Genomic DNA, 2448 nt, shown 5'->3' with positions numbered 1-2448 from the left:
AGTGGCCGCGGAATCTTCTGGCGCGGCCACATCCTCTTCGGCCATGGCCGTGGCGGGCGTCACCGCGTCAGGCCGCGTCCGCTGCGGATCGACAGTTTCTTCCTGATCACGGATAATCCTGGATTCCCCGTTCATGCCTTGCCCTTGGCTTCGCCATTGGCCTCCGAGGCGGGCTTGGCCGTCTCGACACCATCGGCTTTCGAGGCGGTTTCTGGAAAGAGTTCCTTCTTGGCCTCCTCGGTTTTGACTTTCTGCTCGGCCTGTTCGGCTTCCATTTCAATGGTCCGCTTCACGTCGGTGCTGACCCGGCGGAACTCGCCCAGGGCCTTTCCCAGGGAACGGGCAATTTCCGGCAACTTGCTCGGCCCAAGAATGATCAATGCAACCACGAGGATAACTACCAGCTCCGTTGAGCCAATTCCAAACATACGGCGTGCTCCGATAAGGATTTAGTGCGGTCCGTTATTCCCACTCGATGGTGCTCGGCGGCTTGGACGAAATGTCGTAAACCACGCGATTTACCCCTTTGACTTCATTGATGATCCGGTTCGAAATCCGGGCCAGTATCTCACTGGGCATCCGCGACCAGTCCGCGGTCATGGCGTCGATGGAATCCACGATCCGCAGGGCAATGACATGCTCGTACGTTCTTTCATCTCCCATGACACCGACGGTCTTGAGCGGCAAAAGGACGGCAAAACCCTGCCAAACCTTGTAGTACCAGTTGGAAGCCATGAGCTCGTGCTGCACGATCTTGTCCGCCTGACGCAGAATTTCCAGCCGCGACGCCGTGATCTCGCCCACGACGCGAATGGCCAGACCCGGACCAGGAAAGGGATGCCGCCAGACGATGAAATCCGGCAGGCCCAGTTCCTGGGCCACTTTGCGCACTTCGTCCTTGAACAGTTCCCGCAAGGGTTCGATCAGGGCCAGATTCATTTTTTCCGGCAAGCCGCCAACATTGTGATGGCTCTTGATCACGGCCGAAGGGCCCTTGAAACTGACGGACTCAATGACGTCGGGATAGAGCGTGCCTTGCGCCAGATATTTCACACCACTGATTTTCTTGGCTTCCTCTTCGAAAACCTCGATAAAGGTGTAGCCGATGATCTTGCGTTTCTGCTCGGGGTCCTCGATCCCGTCCAAGCGGGACAAAAATTTATCCTGCGCCTTGATGTAATGCAGATTGAGATCGAAATGCTCGCGCAGATACCCAACGACCTCCTCGCCTTCCCCGGCCCGGAGCAGGCCGTTATCCACGAAAATACAATGCAGATTCTTGCCGATGGCCTTGTTCAGAAGCACCGCGACCACGGTCGAATCGATGCCACCGGACAACCCGCAGACGACCTTGTCCTGCCCGATCTGGGTTGGCAGATTTTGGAGCAGGGAATCCACGAAGGACGACATGGTCCAGGAGGACTTGAGTCCCGCGACCTGAAAAAGAAACGTGCGCAAAATCTCGTCGCCCTGCTCGGTGTGGGCCACTTCCGGATGAAACTGAAGCGCGTACATCTTGCGATTCACGTCGGCCATGGCCGCGATTTCGATGGTGGATGTCTTGGCTGTCACCGTGAATCCGGGAGGCGGAGCCAAAACGTGGTCTCCGTGCGACATCCAGGCCGTCAGGCCGCCCTCGCCGGCGAGCCGCTCCCACAACGGACAGGGCGCGACAAATTGCAGTTCGCTGCGGCCATACTCGCGATCCGTCGACGGCGCCACCCGGCCGCCCAAAAGATGGGCCATGAGCTGCATGCCGTAGCAAATACCAAGAACGGGCAACCCCCAGGTGAAAATCTCCGGGTCCACGGAGGGAGCGTCCGCGCTGGTGACCGATGACGGGCCACCGGACAAAATGATGGCGTTGGGGCCAAGCGCCTTCAGTTCGGCCGTGGTGATGGTGCAGGGGTGAATTTCCGAATACACGCCGGATTCGCGTGTACGCCTGGCGATGAGCTGGGTATACTGCGAGCCGAAATCAAGAATAATGACCTTTTCCTGAATATCCATGATGTTTCCTCCGCCCGCTCGTGGCGGGCGGTCTTGCAAGCGAGGTTAGTAGGCGTCCACCCGGTAATTGGGCGCTTCCTTGGTAATGATCACGTCGTGGACGTGGCTTTCGCGCAGACCAGCGGCGGATATCTCCACGAACTGCGCCTTGTCCCACAGGGCCGGAATATCGGAGGCACCCAGATATCCCATGCCGGAACGCAGTCCTCCGACCAGCTGATCAATGGTTTCCAAGACCGAACCCTTGTACGGGACCCGGCCCACAATACCTTCCGGCACCAACTTTTTGGAGCCTTCCTGAAAATACCGGTCGCTGCTGCCGTCCTTCATGGCATCGATGGAGCCCATGCCGCGATAAATCTTGTAGGTTCGTCCTTGGTACAAAATCTTCTCGCCCGGACTTTCCTCGGTGCCCGCGAACATGGAACCCATCATGAC

The 2448-nt window shown here is 58.1% G+C and carries 3 protein-coding genes; all 3 read right to left on the bottom strand.

Annotated elements, in window-relative coordinates; translation table 11 throughout:
- Window positions 1-131: 131 nt before the first annotated feature.
- A complete protein-coding gene (tatB, locus tag EOL86_13690) occupies window positions 132-428 on the bottom strand; it encodes a twin-arginine translocase subunit TatB (GenBank protein NCD26626.1) in 297 nt (98 codons plus the stop codon).
- 34 nt (window positions 429-462) lie between these two features.
- Entirely contained in the window at window positions 463-2010 is a 1548-nt protein-coding gene (locus EOL86_13685; protein ID NCD26625.1) for a glutamine-hydrolyzing GMP synthase, read from the bottom strand.
- Between the two features lie 45 nt (window positions 2011-2055).
- The coding region (locus EOL86_13680; GenBank protein NCD26624.1) for an IMP dehydrogenase at window positions 2056-2448 on the bottom strand (393 nt) is incomplete at its 5' end.

It is taken from the genome of Deltaproteobacteria bacterium (genome assembly GCA_009930495.1).
Classification (GTDB): Bacteria; Desulfobacterota; Desulfovibrionia; order Desulfovibrionales; family Desulfomicrobiaceae; genus Desulfomicrobium.
This window is presented reverse-complemented; position numbering and strand designations above follow the sequence as displayed.